The organism is Cellulosimicrobium sp. JZ28, assembly GCF_015327065.1.
Classification (GTDB): domain Bacteria; phylum Actinomycetota; class Actinomycetes; order Actinomycetales; family Cellulomonadaceae; genus Cellulosimicrobium; species Cellulosimicrobium funkei.
Window position 1 is genome coordinate 3506296 of the sequence record NZ_CP017660.1, and the last position, 18245, is coordinate 3524540.

The 18245-nt window shown below is 76.3% G+C and carries 12 protein-coding genes; 5 read left to right on the plus strand and 7 right to left on the minus strand.

The window, feature by feature from the left end; genetic code table 11:
- Positions 1-49: 49 nt before the first annotated feature.
- A complete protein-coding gene (locus BJP59_RS15725) occupies positions 50-1939 on the plus strand; it encodes a glycerophosphodiester phosphodiesterase family protein (RefSeq protein WP_194521385.1) in 1890 nt (629 codons plus the stop codon).
- Positions 1940-2038: 99 nt separating this feature from the next.
- Here BJP59_RS15725 and BJP59_RS15730 read toward each other — a convergent pair whose 3' ends face one another.
- Entirely contained in the window at positions 2039-3406 is a 1368-nt protein-coding gene (locus BJP59_RS15730) for a hypothetical protein (RefSeq protein ID WP_194521386.1), read from the minus strand.
- Between the two features lie 46 nt (positions 3407-3452).
- Entirely contained in the window at positions 3453-4286 is an 834-nt protein-coding gene (locus BJP59_RS15735; RefSeq protein WP_194521387.1) for a VOC family protein, read from the minus strand.
- 157 nt (positions 4287-4443) lie between these two features.
- Between BJP59_RS15735 and BJP59_RS15740 the strand changes: the two genes are divergently transcribed.
- Positions 4444-5727, plus strand: coding sequence for an endonuclease/exonuclease/phosphatase family protein (locus BJP59_RS15740; RefSeq protein WP_228485110.1), 1284 nt, complete (start codon positions 4444-4446; stop codon positions 5725-5727).
- A 274-nt stretch (positions 5728-6001) separates the two neighbouring features.
- On the plus strand, positions 6002-7147 hold the full coding sequence (locus BJP59_RS15745) for a ScyD/ScyE family protein (RefSeq protein ID WP_194521389.1): 1146 nt from the start codon (positions 6002-6004) through the stop codon (positions 7145-7147).
- A 45-nt stretch (positions 7148-7192) separates the two neighbouring features.
- Here BJP59_RS15745 and BJP59_RS15750 read toward each other — a convergent pair whose 3' ends face one another.
- The gene (locus BJP59_RS15750; protein ID WP_194521390.1) at positions 7193-8674 is read right to left on the minus strand and encodes a pyridoxal phosphate-dependent decarboxylase family protein; all 1482 of its coding nucleotides are present in this window, start codon (positions 8672-8674) and stop codon (positions 7193-7195) included.
- 185 nt (positions 8675-8859) lie between these two features.
- Between BJP59_RS15750 and BJP59_RS15755 the strand changes: the two genes are divergently transcribed.
- Entirely contained in the window at positions 8860-10479 is a 1620-nt protein-coding gene (locus tag BJP59_RS15755) for an asparaginase (protein WP_228485111.1), read from the plus strand.
- 216 nt (positions 10480-10695) lie between these two features.
- Positions 10696-11352: a chitinase gene (locus BJP59_RS15760; protein ID WP_228485112.1), complete on the plus strand. Its 657-nt coding sequence runs from the start codon at positions 10696-10698 to the stop codon at positions 11350-11352.
- Positions 11353-11465: 113 nt separating this feature from the next.
- Here the strand turns inward: BJP59_RS15760 and BJP59_RS15765 are convergent, their stop codons facing one another.
- The 4 genes from BJP59_RS15765 to BJP59_RS15780 all read right to left on the minus strand — a co-directional run bounded on the left by BJP59_RS15765 (position 11466) and on the right by BJP59_RS15780 (position 18210).
- Positions 11466-13958, minus strand: a complete 2493-nt coding sequence (locus BJP59_RS15765) for an alpha/beta hydrolase-fold protein (RefSeq protein WP_194521392.1) — start codon at positions 13956-13958, stop codon at positions 11466-11468.
- Positions 13959-14078: 120 nt separating this feature from the next.
- Positions 14079-14942, minus strand: coding sequence for an HpcH/HpaI aldolase/citrate lyase family protein (locus BJP59_RS15770; RefSeq protein ID WP_194521393.1), 864 nt, complete (start codon positions 14940-14942; stop codon positions 14079-14081).
- A complete protein-coding gene (locus BJP59_RS15775) occupies positions 14939-16159 on the minus strand; it encodes a CaiB/BaiF CoA transferase family protein (protein WP_228485113.1) in 1221 nt (406 codons plus the stop codon). Before BJP59_RS15775 ends, BJP59_RS15770 begins: the two co-directional genes overlap by 4 nt.
- On the minus strand, positions 16156-18210 hold the full coding sequence (locus tag BJP59_RS15780) for an SUMF1/EgtB/PvdO family nonheme iron enzyme (protein WP_194521394.1): 2055 nt from the start codon (positions 18208-18210) through the stop codon (positions 16156-16158). The genes BJP59_RS15775 and BJP59_RS15780 overlap by 4 nt, the downstream gene beginning before the upstream one ends.
- Positions 18211-18245: the final 35 nt, after the last annotated feature.

Genomic DNA, 18245 nt, shown 5'->3' on the forward strand with positions numbered 1-18245 from the left:
CGCGTTCCTAGGGTCGCCGGGGCAACCGACCCGACGCTCGGAGGACCCGATGACGACCACCCGACGCCGCGCCGTGCGCGGCACCGCCGCCGCACTGGCGGGGACCCTGCTCGCGACGACGCTCGTCGCCGCCACGGCCACGACCGCGACCGTGCCGTTCGCGGCCCCGGCCGCCGCCGCACCCGGCGACGTGCTGCTCGCCGAGTCGTTCGACGGCGACGATCTCCCCGAGGGCTGGACGCCCGTGCTCGGCGACTGGCAGGTGCGCGACGGCCGGCTCGTCGGCGACGCACCCGACGGGTCGTCGCCCGCGCGGATCGTGTTCGGCCGCGCCGCGGAGAACTACCGGCTCGACGCGACGCTCCGGTTCGAGAGCGTGGACAACGCGTCGCGCTGGGCGGGCGCGATCCTCGACGTCGCGCCCGACGGCACGACCCCGTGGTGGCAGGCGGTCCTGCGCACCACGACGACGGCGCCCAACGGCGTCGAGATCGCCCAGCGCACCGCCGCGGACGCCTGGAACGTCCCGTACACCGGCTCGGCGCCGACCGACGCCGCGACCGGGCGCGACGTGCACCTGTCCGTCGAGGTGCAGGGCGCGGCCGTCACGTACGCGCTCGACGGGCGGACCGTGCTGGAGGGGCGGATCGACCGGTCCCGCGACGGCGCGCTCGGCTTCGTCACCGCCGGGGCGACCGTGAGCGTCGACGACGTGACCGTCACGGAGATCGAGCCCGCGTCGTACGTCGGCGGCGACGGCGAGCTGCCCGTCACCGTCGCGCACCGCGGCTACTCGTCGGTGGCTCCCGAGAACACGCTCGCCGCCGTCGCGGCCGGGATGCGCACGGGGGCGGAGTACGTCGAGGTCGACGTGCACACCACGGCCGACGGCGTCCCCGTCGTGCTGCACGACCAGACGGTCGACCGCACGACCGACGGCACGGGCGACGTCGCCGTCCTGGCGGGCGAGCAGGTCACCGCGCTCGACGCCGGGTCCTGGTTCTCGCCCGCGTTCGCCGGGCAGCGGCTGCCGTCGTTCGCGCAGCTGCTCGACCTGCTCGAGACCGGGTCGTCGACCCTGCTCCTGGAGATCAAGGGGCCCGAGACGTCCGCGGAGGTCGAGCGCGTCGTCGACATGGTCGTCGAGGCCGGGCTCGAGGACCGCGTGGTGCTCCAGTCGTTCGACGTCGACGCGCTGCGCGCCGCGCGCGAGCACGCCCCGCAGATCCCGCGCGGGCTGCTCCGCGGCGCGCTCGACGCCGACCCCGTCACCGTGGCGCAGGACCTCGGGGCGGTCATGTACAACCCGTCGGCGAGCGCGCTGCTCGCGCGTCCGGGCGTCGTCGCCGACCTCAACGCGGCGGGCGTCGCCGTCATGCCGTACACGGTGAACTCCGCCGCCGACTGGGCGCGCCTCACCGAGATCGGGGTCGACGGCATCATCACCGACCGCGCGGGGGCGTTCGTCGGGTGGAAGCAGGCGCGCGAGCAGGAGGCGCCCGCGCCCGGCGCGCCGACGGTCACGATCGTCAGCCCCACGGAGGGCACCGAGGTCGAGCGGGGCGGCACGCTGGTCGTCGCGGCGAGCACGACGGACGCGGACGAGGTGGTCGTGACGCTCGACGGCGAGCCCGTGGACAACGGGGCGGTCGTCCCGGCCGCGGACCTCGCGCTCGGCGAGCACACGGTGACCGCGACCGCCCGGGGCGCGGGCGGCGAGGCGACCGCGGAGACGACCGTCGTCGTGACCGTCACGCCGGAGGGCCTGCGCTCGCGCCTCGCGGCGCTCGACCTCCCGCCCGGCCAGCTGACGAAGGCGCTCGACGCGGTCGAGGCCGGGCGGTGGGCGTCGGTGCGGAAGGTCGTGGAGAAGTTCGTGCGCGACACGGCCACGCGCGAGCGTCTGCTCGAGGAGGTCGACCACCTCGACGGCCGCTGACCGGGCGGCCTGACGGGGCGCCTGACATCGACCGGGCCGCTGCGCGCAGCGGCCCGGTACGTCGCCCGTCCCCGGTCGGAGCCGACCGGGGACGGGCGCTCACGCGTCGGCGAGGAAGCGCCGCCGCTCCCCGCGGGCGGACCCGGCCCGCGCCCAGCCGGTGAGGACGAGGGCGCCGCCCGCGACCCACGGGACGACGTCCCACCCGGGCGGTCCGTCCGACCCGACGACGGCGCCGTCCGTCGCGAGGATCGCCGCCCCCAGTCCGAGCAGCGCGAGGCCCAGCACCAGCAGGACGACGTCCCACGCCGCGCTCCCCGCCCCGCGCCGGGGCGCGCGGGCGACGAGGGCCGCCTTCTCGGTCGCGGTGAGCGGCGCCGTCGGGCCGAGGGGCTGGACGCGCTCGGCGCCGTGCCGGAACCGCGCCGGGTCCTCGACGGCCTCGACGAGCGCGGCGGGCAGCCCGAGGAGGTAGGCGAGGTCGGCGACCGGGTCGCCGGGCCAGGTCGACGTGGCGAGCAGCGCGCGCAGCCGGCCCGGGTCGCGCGGCGCGCCGAACGCCTCGACCAAGGCCTCGTACGCACCCTCGGGGCCGGACGTCGAGAGGTCCGTCCAGGTGTCGTTCCAGCTCCCGAAGACCCACGGGCGCCCCGGCGTGCTGAGCGTCCAGGCGACGCCGCCGCCGGTCCGTTCCAGGCTGACGACGACCTCCCCGGCGCGCAGGCCGCGCTCGATCGTGGACCGGGCGCGGAACTCGCCCGAGAGGGCCGACCGGAACGCCTCCTGCGCCGCCTCGTCCGACGCACCGAACCTCGGCACCTCGGGGCGTGCGGCGCTCCAGACGACGGTGCGCTCGTCGGTCGCGCGCACCCACGCCGTGCCCGCCCGGCGCACGGCGGCGCGGACGAACGCGGCGTCCGCGCGGACGAGCTGCACGACGGCGTCGGGCGCCGCCGAGTCCGTCGCGGGCAGGTCCGCGACCGCCGCGAACGCCTCGAGGAGGTCGTCGGGGTGCTCGAGCGCGCGCAGCCGGTCCGCGGCGGTCGTCGCTTCCCGCAGCCCGACGAGCGCGCCGACGGCCGCGAGCACGGCGCCCGGGTCGCCGTCGAGGCGCATCGTGTGGTCGGTGGTCGAGCCGGGCTGCGCGGGGGCCCAGGTGACGACGACCGGCGGCGCGACGGCGTCCGTGCGGGCGGCGAGGATCGCGCTCACGCCCTCGGGCAGCAGGTCCGAGCCCGCGTCGAGCTGCACGACCCACGGGACCGGCACGAGCGCGTCGACCTGCGCGAGGGCCTCCGCGGCCGACGTCGGGGCGTCTGCCGCGTCGGTCGCCGTGCCGTTCTCGGTGTCGACCTCGGCGAAGGTCCAGCCCCGCTCGTCCGTCGGGCCGACGCGCCCGTACTCGAGGTCCGCGGCGCGGAGACGGTCGACGACCTGGGCGTGCGGGCTGCGCGTGACGACGTTCACGGCGTCATGATGCCGCACCCGCCGCGACCCGGCGGTCAGCGTCCGGTCAGAAGCCCTCGGGCGGCGTGAACTGCGAGTGCGTGAGCACCGCACCCTGCGGGTCGCGGACCTCCGCCTCGCGCGTCCACCCCGTGTCGGCCGAGGACAGCACCACCGCACCGGCGCGCTCGGCCGCCGAAGCCGCGGCGTCCCGGTCCGCGACGGCGAACGTCACGGTGTGGCGTGCGGGTCCGGGCTCCTCCAGGACGCCCGCCACGACGTCCCGGAAGCCGGGCGGCGCGCCCGCCTGGTTCGCGTCGATCTCCGGGTTGACGGTCCGCGCGAGGTGGTCGCCGTAGCCCTCGACGCGCGCCATCCCGGCTCCGAGGTCCGGGCTCACCTCCCAGCCGAGCAGCGGGCCGTAGAAGTGCAGGGCCCGCGCGACGTCGGGCGTGCGCAGCACGCTGAAGTTCCACGTGCCCGGCTCGTTGGCGCGCTGCGCACCGAGCCGCGTGCCCGGCTGCCACAGCCGGAACGTCGCGCCCTGGGGGTCGCGCACGGTCGCCATGCGCCCCGGCGGGCCGACCGTCGTCGGGCCGTCGAGGACCTCGCCCCCGAGGTCCGGGACGCCGCGCGCGGAGGCGTCCACGTCGTCGACCGCGACGTACGTGATCCACCCGGGCTCGCCGCGGCCCGTCGCGACGGCCGCGACGTCCTGCCCGCCGAGCGAGGCGACGACGTACCGCTCCCCCGCGCCGGGCGGGAGCCGGTCCTCGAACTCCCACCCGAAGAGGGCGCCGTAGAACGCGAGGGCGGCGTCGACGTCAGGCTGCTCGGTGTCCACCCAGCAGGGCACGCCGTGCGGGTAGGTGCGGACGGGTCGGGACGGCGAGGTGTCCATGTCTCACGGTCCCACCGGGCACCCACATCGTCACCCCGGCCCGGCGCCGGGTGTTCGCCCGCGCGACACCTTCCCGACCTTCCGGGCGTGGGCACCCGTGCGTACGGTGGCGGGGAACCTCTCGACGACCACCGTCCCCCGACGACGAGGAGCCACCGTGTCCACGAGACCGTCCAGCCCGACCGCGCGCCGCACCCGACCGCGCACCGCGCTCGTCCCCGCCCTCGCGGCCGCCGCGGCCCTCGCCGTCGCGGGCGCGGGCGCCGTCGCCGCCCCCGCCGCCGCGCACGGCGACCGCCACGGCCACGACCGCGGGACGCTCCGCGTCGCGACGTACAACGCGAGCCTCAACCGCGCCGCCGCGGGCGAGCTCGAGGCCGACCTCTCGACCCCCGACGACCCGCAGGCCGCGACGATCGCCGAGGTGCTCCAGCGCACGCGGCCCGACGTCGTGCTGCTCAACGAGTTCGACTTCGTGCCCGGCGGGCGCGCCGTCGACCTGTTCCGCGACCACTACCTCGAGGTCCCGCAGGGCGGCGCCGAGCCGATCGAGTACCGCTACGCGTACGTCGCGCCGTCGAACACCGGAGTGCCCAGCGGGTTCGACCTGAACGACGACGGCGTGGTCGGTGGCGGCGACGACGCGTTCGGCTTCGGCGCGTTCGAGGGGCAGTACGGCATGGTCGTGCTGTCGCGGTACCCGATCGACACGCGCGGCGTCCGCACGTTCCAGCACTTCCTGTGGAAGGACATGCCGGGAGCGCTCCTCCCGGACGACCCCGCGACGCCGGCGCCCGCGGACTGGTTCACGCCCGAGGAGCTCGACGTCGTGCGGCTGTCGAGCAAGTCGCACTGGGACGTCCCGGTCCGCGTGGGGCGGCAGACCGTCCACGTGCTCGCGTCCCACCCGACCCCGCCCACGTTCGACGGCCCCGAGGACCGCAACGGCCGCCGCAACCACGACGAGATCCGGTTCTGGGCGGACTACGTGACGCCCGGCAAGACGTCCCGCTACGTGTACGACGACGCGGGCCGGCGCGGCGGGCTGCGCCCGGGCGCGAGCTTCGTCGTCCTGGGCGACCAGAACGCCGACCCGCTCGACGGCGACTCCGTGGACGCCGCGATCGACCAGCTCCTCGACCACCGGCGCGTCCAGGACCCGGCGCCCCGGTCCGCCGGCGCGGCCGAGGCCGCCACGCTCCAGGGCGGGGCGAACGCGACCCACCGGGGCGACCCGGCGCTCGACACCGCCGACTTCGCCGACACCTCTCCGGGGAACCTGCGCGCGGACTACGTCCTGCCGTCGCGCGACCTGCGGGTCCGCGACGCGGGCGTGTTCTGGCCCGTCCAGGCCGACCCGATCTCGCGCCTCACCGGCGTCTTCCCGTTCCCGAGCAGCGACCACCGGCTCGTCTGGGTGGACCTGGCCGTCCGCGGCTGACCCACCGGCCCCGACGTCGCCCCGGGTGCTCGTCGCCCGGGGCGACGATGGTGGACCGGCGCCGCCCGCGGGTGCACACTCGGAGGTCTGTGCTCACCGCCGACGCACAGCAGACTCCCGGCCGGCGCCTCGCCGGTCGCACGGCACGCCCCCGGCGCGCCACGTCGTCCGGCCCGACGACCACCTCACCCTCGTCCCCGGGGCGACGCCCGCGCCGACAGCAGCGCGCGCCGGCTCCCCTCGCCCCCGCGGGACCGCCGGACCAGGAGCACCCATGAGAAGACTCCGCACCGCCCTGCCCGCCGCCGTCGCCGCCGCGACCGCCGCCCTCGTGCTCGTCGCGGGGCCCGCCGTCGCGCACGGCGGCAAGCCCTCGCCGCGCCCGCCGACCGTGACCGACGTCGCGACCGGCCTCGTCACGCCGCTCAGCCTCGCGGTCGGACCGCGCGGCACCACCTACGTCACCCAGAACTTCCCCGGGCTGCTCACGGCCGTCGGCCGCGACGGCACCCCGACCGTCCTCTACGCGTCGCCCGACGGCGGCGAGGTGGGCGGCGTCTCCTACGACGGCCGTCGGATCACGTTCACCGAGACGCAGCTCGGCGAGGAGGGTCCGGTCGCGTCGGAGGTGTCGACGCTGCGGACCGACCGGCGGGGCAACCCGACGGGCGCGCCGGTCGTGCTCGCGGACACGTTCGCGTACGAGCAGGCGAACAATCCCGACGGCGGCGTGACCTACGGCCTGCGCGACACCGACCCGGCGTGCGTCGCCCAGGTCCCCGCGTCGCCCGTCCCGCCCCGGTACACGGGGATCGCGGACTCCCACCCGTACGCGACGACGTCGTCCCGCGGCACCACGTACGTCGCCGACGCGGGCGCCAACGCGATCCTGTCGGTGAGCGACCGCGGCCGGGTCCGGACGGTGGCCGTGCTGCCCGCGCAGCCCGCGGTCGTCACCGCCGAGGCGGCGGCGGGCCTCGGGTGGCCCGCGTGCGTCGTCGGGCAGACGTACTGGTTCGAGCCCGTCCCGACGGACGTCGAGGTGGGCCCGCGCGGCGTGCTCTACGTGACGACGCTCCCCGGCGGGCCCGAGGACGCGAGCCTCGGCGCGCGCGGCGCGGTGTACACGGTCGATCCCTGGCGCGGCGCGGTGCGCCGGCTCGCCACCGGGTTCCTCGGAGCGACCAACCTCGCCGTGTCCGGCGACGGCACGGTCTACGTCGCCGAGCTGTTCGGCGGGAAGATCTCGCAGGTCGGCAAGCGCGGGCCGAGCACCCTCGTCGAGGTCCCGCTCCCCGCGGGCCTCGAGTGGGACGGCAAGGGTCTGCTCGCGACGACGAACGCCCTCCCGGCGGACGAGACGACGCCGCCCGACGGGCACCTCGTGCGCATCGACCTCGGCCGGCACGGCGGGCGCTGACGCACCACCGACCCCGGGCGTCGCACCGACGCCCGGGGCCGGTCGTCAGGCGCGGGTCGCGGCGACCGCCCGGCCGAGCGCGTCGACGCTCACCGCGACGTCGGCGTCCGTCGTCGCCCAGGAGCTCACGGAGACGCGGAGCACGGCGCGGTCGTGCCACCGCGAGCCGGACATCCACGCGGTCCCGTCGTCGAGCACGCGCCGCACGACGTCCTGCGTCCGCGCGTCGTCGCCGAACGCCGCGCACACCTGGGTGAACACGACGTCGTGCAGCACCTCGCCCTCGAGCGCGCGCACCGCGTCGGCGAACGTCGCCGCGTGGCGGCAGAACCCGTCCACGAGGTCGGCGACGCCCGAGCGGCCGAGCGCCCGCAGCACCGCCCAGACGGGGAACGCGCGACCGCGCCGCGAGAGCTCGGGCACCTTGTCGAGCGGGTCGCCCGCCTCGCTCTGGATGAGGTAGTCGCCGTGCATGCCCATCGCGGCGCGCAGCGGCGCCGGGTCCGCGACGATCGCGAGCCCGCAGTCGTACGGGACGTTGAGCGTCTTGTGCGCGTCGGTCGCCCACGAGTCGGCGCCCTCGTACCCCGCGACGAGGTGGCGGTACGTCGGCGACGCGGCGGCGAAGAACCCGAACGCGCCGTCGACGTGCACCCACGCGCCGTGCCGGTGCGCGACCTCGACCGCCGGGCCGAACGGGTCGAACGCCCCGGAGTGCACGTTGCCCGCCTGCAGCACGACGATCGTGGGCGCCGGCGTAGAGCCCCGGTCCCCCGAGGTAGAGGCCGGGTCCCGCGAGGTAGAGCTCTGGTCCCGCGAGGTAGAGGCCAGGTCCCGCGAGGTAGAGCCCTTGTCGTCCGAGGGAGTGGCCGGGTCGGCCAGCGCCTCCTCGAGCGCGGCGACCGAGACCCGGCCCTGGTCGTCCGCGGCGACGACCTCGGGCGCCCCGAGCCCGAGGTAGGACAGTGCGAGGTCGACCGACTCGTGCCGCTCGGCCCCGACGAGCACGCGCACGCGCGGCGCACCCGTGAGGCCGTCGCGCCGCACGTCCCACCCCGCGCGGCGCAGCACCTCGCCGCGCGCGGCGGCGAGCGCCGTGAAGTTCGCGGTCGTGGCGCCGGTGACGAACCCGACCGCGCCCGACGCGGGCAGGCCCAGCAGCTCGAGCAGCCACGCGCTCGTCACGTCCTCGACGGCGGTGTGGGCCGGAGTGACGGTGCGCAGCGCGGAGTTCTGGTCCCACGCGCTCGTGAGCCAGTCGGCCGCGAGCGCCGCCGGGTGGCTACCGCCGATGACCATGCCGTAGAAGCGGCCCGACGGCATCGCGGTGAGGCCCGGCCCGCACGCCGTGGCGAGCAGGTCGACGACGTCGGCCGCCGGGCTGGGACCGTCCGGCAGGTCCGTGCCGAGCGCGGCGACGACGTCGGCGACGCCCGCCCGGGGCGGGACCGGGCGCGTCGCGAGGGAGTCGAGCCACGCGGCGGCGTGCTCGTGCGCCCGCAGGAGGGCGGCGTCGCGATCGTCCATGACCGCTCCTGACCGGGCCGGACCGACGCCGGCCCTCCCGCCAGGCTGGACCCGTGGGGAGCGCGGGTCAACCGCTCCGCCGGTAACCGGCACGTCCGTACTTCTTACGCCCAGGCAATCCCCAGGCAACACACGGTCCCTAGCGTCGGGCGGGCCAGATGTTCCCCCCGACGGAAGGCCCCCTGTTGAGAACGTTCACCCTGACCCTGTCCGGCCGCGCCGTCGCGGCCGTCGTCGCGCTCGTGCTCGCGTGCGCCGCCCTCGCCGCGACGGTCGCGTACACCGTCGCCGACTCCCGGGCGTCGGCCGCCGCCGCGCGCGCCGAGGGTGCCGCGGCACCGGTGCTCGCGGCCGGGACCGCACCGGCCAACCCGCTCGGCATCACGTCCGCGCGGTACGCGACCGCGACGGCGACCGCCGCGGCGGAGAAGCCGAAGGTCGTCGTCGTCGCGACCGGCGGCACGATGGCCGGCAAGGCGACCGGCCGCGACACGTTCACGAGCTACCGCGCCGGCACGTACCGCATGGAGGACATGCTGAACACGCTGCGGCCCGAGCTCGACGCCGTCGCCGACGTCACCGCCGTCCAGTTCGGCAACGCCGGCTCGTCCGGCTACTCGATGGAGCAGTTCCACGCGCTCACGCTCGAGGTGGAGAAGCAGCTGAAGACCGCCGACGCCGTCGTGGTCACGACGGGCACCGACACGCAGGAGGAGTTCGCCTACTGGCTCGACCTCACCGTGCGGTCGCGCAAGCCCGTCGTCACGTCCGGCTCGATGCGCCCGTGGGGGTCGGGCGCCGGGCCGGACTCGAGCCTCGTGTTCGGCACGGACGCGCCCGCGAACCTCTACAACGCGATCAAGGTCGCCGCGTCCCAGCAGACGTTCTGCTTCGGCACGGTGCTCATGCTCAACGACGAGATCCAGGCGGCCCGCGAGGTCACGAAGTCGAACTCGTACCGCACCGACACGTTCCAGACGCGCGAGTACGGCGTGCTCGGCTGGATCGACGGCGACAACGTCACGCTCGGCCGCGCGCCGGCGCGGGTGCTCGCGTGCGACACCGAGGAGTGGTTCACGCCGTTCGACCTCGCGAAGGTCGACGCGAAGACGCTTCCGCGCGTCGAGATCCTCATGTCCTACCAGCAGGCCGGCGGCGAGGCCGTGACGGCGTTCGCGAACGCGGGCGTCCGGGGCATCGTCACCGCGGGGACGGGTGCGGGGGGCATCTCGTCCGCGATGAGCCAGGCCCGCACCGCCGCCGTCCGCGACAAGGGCGTCTGGTTCGTCTCGACGACGCGCACCGGGTCGGGGTCGTCGTACGGGGGCGGCAACGGCATCATCGCCGGCGGCGACCTCACGGCCGTCAAGGCGCGGCTCCTGCTGCTCCTGTCGCGCGCCTTCACCGACGACTTCGCGACCGCCCAGGGCTGGTTCACGACATTCGGCAACGCGTCGTTCGACCAGTCCGCGACGGCGGCCACGGTCGGCGCCGAGCCGGGCTCGACGACGGTCCGCTTCTCCGGCACCGCGACGCCGTCGTGCAAGGCCGCGGGCAAGCAGCTCTGGCTGACGGCGTCCGTGACGAACGAGGACACGGTGCCGATCGACGTGTCCGTGCAGACTCCGGCGGGCGAGCACACGTTCTCGGCGGTCCCAGCCGGGGAGTCGGCCGAGAAGACGCTCGCCGTGAAGGCCAAGACGCTCGACGCGGGCGAGATCACGCTCGTCGCGACGAAGGACGTCGACGGGCGGGCCGTGCAGACGGAGACGACCGCCGCCTACCCGGAGACGGCATGCCGCTGACATCCCCCTGACCCCCACCCGTCGAGCACGGGGACGGCGACCGGATCAGCACCGATCCGGTCGCCGACCCCGTGCTCAGCTGCGTCGTGGGGGTCTCGGTGGGCGACTCGGTGGCTCGATCCGAGGCACCTCTCCCGGTTACGCAGGTCTCCTCACCAATCCCGTAGGGTGGGCGCGGCCGCGGCGTCGCGGCCGCCGCCGACGAGGGGGGACCCCGTGACCGACCCGACGACCACGACCACCACCGCACCGACGACGTTCGTGGTGACCGAGCAGCAGTTCGACGCGATGTTCCCGGAGCGGAACCCGTTCTACACGTACGCCGGGCTCGTCGCGGCGACGGTCGCGTACCCCGCGTTCGCGACGTCGGGCGGCGACCGCGTGGCCCGGCGCGAGGCCGCGGCGTTCCTCGCGCAGGTGAGCCACGAGACGCACGGGCTGGAGCACGTCGTCGAGGTCAACACCGCGAACTACGCGCACTACTGCGACCCCGCGCAGCCGTACGGGTGCCCCGCCGGGCAGGACGCCTACTACGGGCGCGGCCCGCTCCAGCTCAGCTGGAACTTCAACTACCGAGCGGCCGGGGAGGCGCTGGGGATCGACCTCCTCGCCGACCCGTGGCTCGTCGAGCAGGACCCGACCGTCGCGTGGCAGACGGCGCTCTGGTACTGGAACACCCAGCCCGGCACGGCCTCGATGACGTGCCACGACGCGATCGTCGGCGAGCACGGCTTCGCCGAGACCATCCGCGCCATCAACGGCCCGCTCGAGTGCGAGGGCGGCAACCCCCGCCAGATGGACAACCGCGTCCGCCTCTTCCGGCACTACGTCGAGATCGTCGGCACGACCACGGGCGACCACCTCACCTGCTGACCCGACCCCTCCCCGCCCCCCGAGCACGGGGTCAACGACCGAAATCCCGAAGAAACGGTCGCCGACCCCGTGCTCGGCTGCGTGCGGGGGCGGCGGCAGCGTAAGGGTCAGGGTCAGGGGCAGGTGAGCTCGGCGTACGGGACGACGACGGCGCGGCCGTCCACCGTCGCGGTCGCCTCGCCCGCGGGGACGGTCGTGGCGCGGACGGCGAACGACCGGTAGGCCGACGCGCCCGGGGCGACGTCCGCGACGACGTGCGTGCCGTACGGCGTCGCGAGCTCGACGTCGACGGGCGCGTCCCCGGTGCTCGTCGCGCGCACGGCGACGTAGGCCTTGCCCGCGAGGCACCGCGCCTCGGCGGTGACGTCGAGCGCCGGGCCGGTGGCCCCGGCGTCGGGCACGACGGCGTCCCACGGCGTCCGGGCCACGAACACGTCGGCGGCGCCGGCGTTCGTCGTGCCCGCGGGGGCGCCGTACGTGAGCCCGGTGAGCAGCGCGGCGCCGTCGCGGCCGTCCGCGGCGGGTGCGGGGGCCGCGAACAGGTTCGCGTCGTCCCACTCGTCGGCGCCGTCGCGCTCGCGCGACCCGGTCTGCGTCGCCTCGCCCGGGGTGCCGTCGGCCGCGACGGGGAACGTCACGACGTCGACCCCGCCGACGGCCGTGCCCAGCGCGCCGTACGTCGTGCCGACGACGAGCACCGCGTCGTCGGCGCCGAGCACGCCCGTCACGCCGCGGTCGTCGGTCGACGTCCCGACCTGCGTCGTCCACAGGACCTCTCCCGCGGTGTCGAGCGCGCGCACGACGACGTCGTTGTCACCGAGGTTGCCGCGCTCGCCGAGCGCCCCGCGCGTGTGCCCGACGGCGACGACCGACCCGTCCGAGCGCGCCACGAGGCCGTTGACCTGGTCGTTCTCGCCCGTCGCGACGGCGCGCAGCCACTCCTGCTCGCCGTCCGCGCCGTAGCGCGCGACCCAGCCGTCGTTCGCGCCCGCACGCTCGGCCCCGGGCATCCCGCCGCCCGACACCCCGCCCACGTACACCGCGCCGTCGGGCGAGGCCGCGACCGCGAGCGCCTTGTCCTCGCCGGGCCCGCCCACCTGGCGCAGCCACAGCAGCTCACCCGCCGCGGAGACCCGCCCGACCAGCGCGTCCTTGTCCCCGGCGCTCGGCGCGTCGCCCACGGCACCGCTCGTGTACCCGGCGACGTAGGCGCCGCCCGCGCCGTCGGGCGCGACGGCGTAGAAGCGGTCGGCCGCGCCGGGGTCGCCGGTCTGCAGCGTCCAGGCGCGCTCGCCGTCGGCGGTGACGGCCGCGACGAACCCGTCGTCGCGCGTCGTGCCCGCGTGAGCGCCGTCGAGGTCGCCCTTCGTGTACCCGGCGACGAGCACGCCGCCGTCGGCCCCCGGCACGACGCCGTACGCGCGGTCGTCCGCGGCCGTCGCGACCGCGTGCCGCCAGACCTCGGCGCCGTCGGCGTCGCGCCGCACGACGACCGTGTCGAGCCCGCCCGCGGGCTCGTACCCGTCCCACGCGCCGGCGAGGTTGAGCGCGACGGCGGTGCCGCCGTCGGGCAGGGCCGCGACCCCGCCCGCGCGGTCGTCGCCCGCGGAGCCGAGGAGCTCGGCGTCCCACGGCGCGGCGGGCGTGGTGCGCAGGCGCGCCGAGACGTCGACGACCCCCTCGCGGAACGCGGGCCGCCAGACGTCCCAGTCGTGGCCGCCGTCGAGCACGCGCAGCTCGGCCGTCACGCCCGGGACGCGGCGCGCCTGGTTGTAGAGGCGCGCGGACTCGAAGTCGATGTCGTGCGTGGCCTCGGCGGGGTCGGGGTTGGCCCACTCGTCGTCGCCGACGGCGACGAACAGGTGCACCGGGAGCGCCGGGTCGAGCGCCGCGAGCGCCGTCGGGTAGGACAGCTCGGTGTACCGGTCGGCGTCGAACGGCGCGGTCCCGACGCCGTAGCCGCCGTGGTCGCGGGCCGAGGAGTCGGCCGGCGGCTGCGGCACGTAGACGGCGGGGCTCAGCACGATGCCCGCGGAGAACGTGTCCTGGTGGGCGAGCGTGAACCGCAGCGCCCCCGCGCCGCCCATGGAGTAGCCGCCGACGGCGCGCGCCTCGCGGTCCTCGACGGTGCGGTACGTCGCGTCGACGTGCGCGACGAGGTCGCGCGTGAACGCCGTCTCGACGGCGGTGCCGGCCCCGGCGCCCGTCGCGTCCCCGGTGTAGAGCGAGTCCGTGTACCAGGAGCCGCGGTCGTTCCACGGCGCGTCGGGCATGACGACGACCATCGGCTGGATCTCGCCCGCCCCGATGAGCTCGTCGAGGTCGCCCGTGACCTGCTGCCACGCGGCCTGCGTGTCGCCGCGGCCGTGCAGCAGGTAGAGCGTCGGGTACTCCTGCGCGGCGTCGTCGTAGCCGGGCGGCAGGTAGACCGTGTAGTCGATCGGCCCGGCCGCGGAGTCCGCGACCCGCCCCGTCTCGACCGTGCCCTGCTCCGCGGCGGTCGCGGGCAGCGCGAGCGCCGACCCGCCGATCGTCGCGCTCACCGCCAGCGCGGCGAGCGCCGCCGTCGTCCCGGGCCGCCGGTGCGGCCGTCGTGCTGCGTCCATGGTGTCTCCTCGTCGAGATCCGGTGATGACTGCCCCCTCCCCCTACCCCCCACCCGCCGACCACGGGGTTGGCGACCGCCCTCGGGGGAATCCGGTCGCAGATCCCGTGCTCGGCGGTCGTCAGTGGCGTGGGCGGCGATCCGCCAGCGCCAGCACCGTGCTCGCGCGCTCGACCATCGCGACGTCGAGGAACGTGCCGTCGGCGAGCGCCACGACGCCCGTGCCCGACGCCGCCGCGTCGCCCACGCGCTCGACGACCTCGCGCGCGCGGTCCACCTCGGCCGGGGTCGGGAGGAACGCGTCGCGGATAGTGTCGAGCTGCGCGGGGTGGATCGCGGTGCGGCCGCAGAAGCCGAGCGCCCGCCCGGCGCGGCACGACGCCGCGAGCCCGTCGAGGTCGCGCACGTGCGTGAACGCGGACATCGCGGGCGAGGGCAGCCCCGCCGCCCGGGCCGCGACGACGACCCGGCTGCGTGCCCACGCGAGCCCGGCCTCGTCGTCGACCCGCAGGTCGGAGCGGAGGTCGGCCTCGCCGAGCCCGAGGGACGCGACCTGCGGCGACGCCGTCGCGAGCTCGAACGCGCGCTCGACGCCGAGGGCCGACTCGACCAGCAGGTGCAGCGCCCGCCCGGGGAGCGCCGCCGCGAGCGCGCGCACCTCGTCGGCGGACTCGACCTTCGGCGCGCGCGCCCCGACGGCGAGCGGCATGCCCGCGAGGGCCGCGACGTCGTCGGCGTGCCACGGCGTCGCGGGGTGGTTGACCCGCACCTGGACCCCGCGCGTGGCGGCCGCGTCGTCGAGCAGCGCGACGGCGTGCGCCCGCGCCTCGTCCTTGCGCGCCGGCGCGACAGCGTCCTCGAGGTCGACGAGCACGACGTCGGCCGCGGACCCGAGCGCCTTGGCCACCCGGTCGGGCCGGTCCGCGGGCACGTACAGCAGCGTCAGCGGCGGCCCGGCGCCCGGCCGGTCGCCCCGGCCCGTCACACCGCCCCCTCGGCCCGGAGCTCGGCGACGCGCTCGGGCGAGAAGCCCAGCTCGCCCAGCACGGCGTCGGTGTCGGCGCCGTGCGCGCGGCCGGTGAAGCGGATGACGCCGTCGTTCTCGGACATCCGGAACAGCGGGCCCTGCATGAGCATCGGCCCGAGCTCGGGGTCCTCGATCTCGTGGATCGTGCCGAGCGCGCGGAACTGCGGGTCGTCGACGATGTCCTGGGCGTCGTAGATCGGCGCGACGGCGGCCTGCGCCTCCTCGAACGCGGCGACGACCTCGTCGCGCGTGCGCTGCGCGATCCAGCCGCCGACGGCCTCGTCGAGCAGGTCGGCGTGCTGCGCGCGCTCGACGCCGCTCGCGAACCACGGCTCGTCGACGATCTCGGGGCGACCCACGAGGCGCATGACGCGCTCGGCGATGGACTGCGCCGACGTCGACACGGCGACCCACTGCCCGTCGCGCGTGCGATAGGTGTTGCGCGGCGCGTTGTTCGCGGACCGGTTGCCGGTGCGCGGCTGCACGGTGCGGAGCTGGTCCCAGCGCGTGATCTGCGGCCCGAGCATCGCGAGGATGGGCTCGATGATCGCCGTGTCGACGACCTGCCCGTGCCCGGTGCGCTCGCGCGTGGACAGCGCGACCATGACGGCGAACGCGGTCGCGAGCGACGCGACGCCGTCGGCGAGCCCGAACGGCGGGAGGGTCGGCGGGCCGTCGGGCTCGCCGGTCATCGCGGCGAACCCGCTCATCGCCTCGGCGAGCGTGCCGAACCCGGGGCGGGTGCGGTACGGCCCGACCTGCCCGAACCCGCTCACGCGCGCGAGCACGAGCCGCGGGTTGCGCGCGGACAGCTCGTCGTAGCCGAGGCCCCAGCGCTCGAGCGTGCCGGGCCGGAAGTTCTCGACGACGACGTCCGCCTCGGCGACGAGCGCGAGGAACACCTCGCGGCCGCCGTCGCTCCCGAGGTTCGCGGTGACGGTGCGCTTGTTGCGCCCGAGCGTCTTCCACCACAGGTTCACGCCGTCCTTCGCGGCGCCGTGCGTGCGCGACGGGTCGGGCTTCGTGGGGTGCTCGACCTTGACGACGTCGGCGCCCAGGTCGCCGAGGTGCATCGCCGCCATGGGCCCGGCGAACAGCGTCGACGCGTCGACGACGCGCAGGCCCGCGAGCGCGCCCGCGGCCGGGTCGCGCGAGACGCGCAGTGCGTCCGTCATGCCGTCACCCCCGTCGCGTCGGCGGCGAGGTCCCACGCGCAGCGGAACCCGACGGTCGCGCCGCGCGCGAGCCCCAGGCCGGGGACGAGGAGCTTGACCGCGTAGTCGGCCGCGTGGCGCCCGCCCTCGACGTACCAGTCCGAGCCCTCGGCGCGGTGGTCGCTGCCGCCCTTGAGCATGACGAACCGCGTGCGGCCGTCCGAGTGCTCGGAGCCCGTCCAGCTCCACACGGCGGGCTCGCCGCGCGTCCAGCCGGGCTGCTCGGCCGCGAGCTGCCACTCGTCCTCGGTGGGCAGGCGCCCGCCGCGCCACGCGCAGAACGCGCGCGCGTCGTCGAGGTCGACGAAGGTCACGGGCTCGTCCTCCGTGCCGGGCGCGGGACGGCCGTCGACCCAGTGCGCGAGGAAGCGGTGCGCGACGGCGGGCACGTAGCCCGTGGCCGCGAGGAACTCCGCGAACTCCGCGTTCGTCACGTCGCGGCCCACCGCCACCGGGGCGGCGAGCTCGCCGTCGCGCTGGAGGGTCCGCGCGTCGTGCAGGCGCGGCGGGAGCGGCTTCCACTCGTCCACGTACGGCGCGCCCTGGTACATCCCGGTCTCGCGCGCGCGGTACCGGACGGTCAGCACGTACGGCCCCGCAGGCACGACGACGGCCCCCGCCCCGGGCGCGCCCGACGCCCGGGCGGCGTCCTGCCCGACGACGGCCCCCGGCCCGGCCGGGTCCGTCCCCCCGGTCGGAGCGGACGTGGGGACAGAGGCGTCGAGACGCCGCGCGAGCCGGTGCGGGAACCGCGCGTCGGGGTCGTGCGGCGCGGTCTCGTCGAGCGAGGCGACCACGTCGCGCAGGTGCGGCAGCCACGCGGGCTCGGCGGCGCCGTCGGCCACGTGCAGCACCGCGGCGATGCCGCGGCCGGGCACGCGCCCGGGCGTGCCGTCCGGGAGCAGCGGGCCGTCGTGGTCCGTCTCGCCGCGGTTGACGAGCGTCCACAGGGTCACGCCGTCGAGCTCCCAGCGCGACGCGTAGACCCCGGCGGCCTCGGCCTCGGGTGCGAGCTCGGCCAGCGGCGTCCACTCCCCGTCGAGCAGCAGCGGACGCGCCGCGCGCTGGACCGTGACCAGGCGCGTCACGGTCGCGGCGTCGCGCCGCGACCAGCCGACCCACACGCCGAACACGACCTCCCACACCATGACGCCCACGCCGTTGAGCCACGCGGACTGGAGCTCCTCGGAGTGGTCGCGGTGCCAGCGGCGCACGTGGTGCTGCATGTGCCGGCGCTCGTACCAGTGCGCGCGCAGCACGCCGGGCACGGGCGAGTCGGCGAAGAACTGCGCCCACGACGACGAGTGGTCCTCGATGCGCTCGACCGGGAGCTTCGACTCGCCCTCCAGGACGATCCCCGGGCGCGCGGCCTCGAGCCGTGCGACGAGCTCCGGCTCGGCCTTCTTCAGCGTGTCGAGGAAGACGCCGTCGGCGCCGAGGTCGCGCACGACGGCGGCGAGCTCGGTGAGGTCGTCGTCGCCGCGGCGCGTGCCGACGTCCCACGGGTTGTAGTCGACGAACACGTGCAGACCCGCGTCGTGGAACGTCTGCACGAGGTCGACGATCCCCGGGACGTCGCGGTAGAAGTCCCACTGGTTGCGGTCGTCGATCCCGATGACGGGGTACGCGTGCCACAGCACCACGGCGTCGAGGCCGCCGAACCGCTCGCGCGCGTCGGCCATGAACCGCTCCGGCGTGAACCGGTGCTCCTCGAACGAGTACAGCAGCTCGTCCCACAGCCACACCTGCGCGACCGTCGAGCACCCCGCGGCCCACGCCGCGTCCGGGCGGTCGTACGCCGCGCCCGTGTACCCGTGGCGGCGGCGTGCGTCGTCGCGCCACGCGGCGAGGCGCTCGCGCCAGGCCGGGCGGTCGGCGGGGTCGGCCGGGCCGACGAAGATCTTCGCCTCGTCGAGCGCGAGGGACTGCTCGGGCGTGAGCGGCCCGTCGAGCGCGACCTCGGTCGGCAGGTCGATCGGGCGCGGGACCAGCGGGTCGAACGTGTAGGTCATGGTGCCTTTCCCTCGGCGGGCCGGGCCCGCGCTCG

Bases quoted from the DNA above. Each gene is read 5' to 3' on its own strand.
- BJP59_RS15725 (WP_194521385.1), top strand. From the start codon at position 50: ATGACGACCACCCGACGCCGCGCCGTGCGCGGCACCGCCGCCGCACTG.
- BJP59_RS15735 (WP_194521387.1), bottom strand. From the start codon at position 4,286: ATGGACACCTCGCCGTCCCGACCCGTCCGCACCTACCCGCACGGCGTG.
- BJP59_RS15745 (WP_194521389.1), top strand. From the start codon at position 6,002: ATGAGAAGACTCCGCACCGCCCTGCCCGCCGCCGTCGCCGCCGCGACC.
- BJP59_RS15750 (WP_194521390.1), bottom strand. From the start codon at position 8,674: ATGGACGATCGCGACGCCGCCCTCCTGCGGGCGCACGAGCACGCCGCC.
- BJP59_RS15765 (WP_194521392.1), bottom strand. From the start codon at position 13,958: ATGGACGCAGCACGACGGCCGCACCGGCGGCCCGGGACGACGGCGGCG.
- BJP59_RS15775 (WP_228485113.1), bottom strand. From the start codon at position 16,159: ATGACGGACGCACTGCGCGTCTCGCGCGACCCGGCCGCGGGCGCGCTC.
- BJP59_RS15780 (WP_194521394.1), bottom strand. From the start codon at position 18,210: ATGACCTACACGTTCGACCCGCTGGTCCCGCGCCCGATCGACCTGCCG.